At 74.0% G+C, this 3238-nt stretch carries 2 protein-coding genes; both read left to right on the top strand.

Features of this window, described 5'->3' with window-relative positions; genetic code table 11:
• Positions 1-438: 438 nt before the first annotated feature.
• The gene (locus tag ACWGE1_RS40645; protein WP_453425502.1) at positions 439-2532 is read left to right on the top strand and encodes a SpoIIE family protein phosphatase; all 2094 of its coding nucleotides are present in this window, start codon (positions 439-441) and stop codon (positions 2530-2532) included.
• A gap of 41 nt (positions 2533-2573) precedes the next feature.
• Complete coding sequence (locus ACWGE1_RS40640) at positions 2574-3098, top strand: GNAT family N-acetyltransferase (protein ID WP_453425501.1); 525 nt, start codon at positions 2574-2576, stop codon at positions 3096-3098.
• Positions 3099-3238: the final 140 nt, after the last annotated feature.

Raw genomic sequence — 3238 nt, 5'->3', positions numbered from 1 at the left:
TGCGGCTGCGTGCCCCCGCTCGCGGCATCCAGCCCCGCCCCGCACCGGGCGGGCCGGCCAGTCGTCCGCCACGCTCCGGGCCAAGGACCGGTGGACCCTCGCCGAGGCACCCTCCGTGACGTGCACCGGCCCGTTCGTGCCGAGTGCGCCGACGGGGGCGGCCCAGGCGTCGGACCCGTCCGCATCGTGTGTTCGATTTCATGGGCCCGACCGCAGGAACCCCGGGACCGGCCCGCCCCGGCCGAAGGGGTGCCCCGGACCCGACGAAGGTCAGGGTTGCGGCGGCAGCCGTTCCGTGCACGGCGGCCCGGCGCGACGCTCCGGACGCTGCCGCGCAGGTTCGGGGGCACGATGAGAGGTAGCCGTGCGCCCCGGACCGCTTCAGGGCGGGCGATGGCGGGCGGCGCCGGGCCGACGATGCCGGAAGGAGCGTCGCCGATGGGTGTGATCGACGAGTCGGGGACGGGCGGGATCAGGCCCGGCATGACCGGGGTCGCCCCGCCCAGCGGATTGCTCGACGTCCTGAACGTCGCGGCGGTCGTCCTCGACGCCGAGGGACGGGTCGCACTGTGGAGCCCGCAGGCGGAGCAGCTGTTCGGCTGGACGGCGGCCGAGGCCCTCGGCCGCCCCGCAGCCCGGCTGCTGGCCGCCAAGGAGCACGTCGGCCTGGTCTCGGAACTCTTCGCGCGCGTCATGGGCGGCGCCGGGGACTGGGCGGGTGCTTTCCCGGTGCGGCGCAGGGACGGCACGACGCGTCTGGTGGAGTTCCGCAACATGCGGCTCCTCGACGAGCACGGGGACATGTACGCCCTGGGCATCGCGACCGACCGTACGAGGCTGCGCCAGCTGGAGCGGGACCTCGCGCTGTCCGCGCGGCTGGTGGCCCAGTCCCCGATCGGGCTCGCGGTCCTGGACACGGAGCTGCGGTACGTACTCGTCAACCCGACCCTGGAGCGGATCAACGGGCTGCCCGCCGAGGAGCACATCGGCCGGGGCGTCCGCGAGGCCCTGGCCTTCCTCGACGACGCGGAGGCCGCCGAGTCGGCCATGCGCCAGGTCCTGGCCACCGGAACGCCGCTGCTCGAACAGTTCACGGCCGGCCGCACCCACGGCGGGGAGCGCACCGAACACGCCTGGTCGGTGTCGTACTACCGGCTGGAGGACGCCACCGGCCGGGTCCTGGGACTGGCCACCTCCGTGGTGGACGTCACCCAGAGTCACCAGGCGGCTCTGGAGATCGCCCGCAGCCGCCGCCGCCTCGCCCTCATCGCGGACGCCACCGTCCGCATCGGCACCACCCTCGACCTCGACCAGACCGCCCGCGAGCTCGCCGACGTCGTCGTGCCCGAGCTCGCGGACATAGCCGCCGTCGACATCCTCGACTCCGTACTCGAAGGCCGGCCGACCCTGAGGTCGTCCTCGCACGAGCCCGCGGTGTTCCGCGCGCTGGCGCTCGCGGCGGCCTATCCCAGCGACGCCGTCCGCGCCGCGGACCCGCCCGGGGACATCGCCCGCTACGCCGCGGACCGGCTGGTCACCCAGTCCGTGACGACCGGCCACCCGGTCCTGGTCGCCCACGTGCAGGCCCGGGACATCTCACGCATCGCCCGCGACAGCACCGCCGCCAACCTGCTGACCCGCGCCGGACTGCGCTCCTACCTGGCCGTGCCGCTCATCGCCCGCGGCGAGGTCCTCGGCGCCCTCGACCTCAAGCGCACGCGCAACCCGCTCCCGTTCAACGACGACGACATCGTGCTCGCCGGCGAACTCGCCGCCCGCGCCGCCGTGTGCATCGACAACGCACGCTGGTACCGCAACGCGCACCACACCGCCCTCGCCCTCCAGCACCACCTCCTGCCGCACCACCCGCCGCCCACGCCCGGCCTGGAAGTCGCCTACCGGTACCGGCCCGCCGCGGCCAGCAGCGAGATCGGGGGCGACTGGTTCGACGCCATCGCCGGACCGGACGACACCACGGTCCTCGTGGTCGGCGACGTCATGGGCAGCGGCATCAACGCCGCCGCCAGCATGGGGCAACTGCGCACCGCGACCCGCACCCTGGCCGAACTCGCGCTCGACCCGCCACAGGTGCTGCAGCAGCTGGACCACACCACCGCCGCACTGGAGGAGACCATCGCCACGTGCGTCTACGTCGTCTACGACCCGCACGGGGCCCAGTGCCGGGTGGCCCTCGCCGGACACCTCCCGCCCGTCCTGATCCGCGCCGGCCACAGCCCCCGGCTGCTCGACCTGCCCACCGGCGCACCGCTCGGCGTGGGCGGTATCCCCTTCGAGTCCACCGCCGTCGCCATGGACCCCGGCGACCAGTTGGTCCTCTACACCGACGGCCTGGTCGAGACCCGCGACCAGCCCATCGACGAACGCCTCGACCTCCTGCTGGCCCTGCTCGCCGACACCGGACGTCCGCTGGAGGAGACCTGCGACCGCCTCCTGGACTCCCTGCGCCGCACGGACGACCACGACGACGTCGCCCTGGTCATCGCCCGCGCGAGGCCGCTGACTCCGGAGTAGCCGTCGGAGCGCGCACCGGGCCGGCTGTTATCGTCCGAGGTATGCCCGAGCTCATAGCCCCCACCCGCCGCCTGCACGCCTCCTGGCTCGACGCACGGCGGGAATGGGGTCCCGACGCCCACACGGACGGCGCCGGGCTCGGATCCGACGACGACGTGGACAGCCCCGAGGGTTTCGCGGCCTGGGTGGATCGACTGCGCCGGTACTCGGACCGCACGCTGCCCGTCGACCACGGCCGGGTCCACGCGACGTACTGGTGGATCGCCGAGGGCGACACCTACCTGGGCGCCATCGACCTGCGGCACTACCTGAACGGCTTCCTCCTCGACGCGGGAGGCCACATCGGCTACAGCGTCAGGCCCTCGGCCCGCCGCCGCGGCCTGGCCACCTGGGCCCTGGCGGCCGTCCTGCACGAGGCGCGCATCCTGGGGATGGACCGGGTCCTGCTGACCTGCGACCCGGACAACGAGGCGTCGATCCGCACGATCGAGGGCAACGGCGGCCTCCTCGAGGACGTCCGCGAAACCCTGATCGGCCTCAAGCGGCGCTACTGGATCGACCTCTAGGGGGTGTCCGCAAAGTAGCGCCGGCGCCCGGAGGGCGTGGCCCGCGGCGTCCGGCGCGGTGCATCGCAAGGCGGAGAAGCGCAGCTCGTACCTGTTCGTACTCGCGCGCTTCGACAACGCGGCGAGGCGCCGTGCCGGGC

The organism is Streptomyces sp. NPDC054932, assembly GCF_053610205.1.
This window is presented reverse-complemented; position numbering and strand designations above follow the sequence as displayed.